Source organism: Martelella sp. FLE1502 (assembly GCF_053484255.1).
On the sequence record NZ_JBAKFQ010000090.1, the window covers coordinates 1 to 219 of the forward strand.

The 219-nt window shown below is 65.3% G+C and carries 1 protein-coding gene; it reads left to right on the forward strand.

Annotation, left to right across the window (positions count from 1 at the left end):
* On the forward strand, positions 1–219 hold a 219-nt coding region (locus tag V6767_RS22800), incomplete at both ends, for a DUF4129 domain-containing protein (RefSeq protein WP_448475522.1).

Below are 219 nucleotides of genomic sequence, written 5' to 3' on the forward strand. Positions count from 1 at the left end.
GCTCAGCATCCTGCTGCATGAGTTCCGGCTGCCGCTCAGGACTGCGCACACGGAAGGCGAAGTACTGGCCGCCGTGCACCGACTGGCTCAGCCGCAGCTGGTGCGGTTCGCCGAGTACGTCACTCAGCACTGGCAGCGCCAGGCCTATGGACATCAGGATGCGGACGAGACTGTACGCGACAGACTCTGCGCCGAGTGGCGTGCCCTGTTTTCGACGGC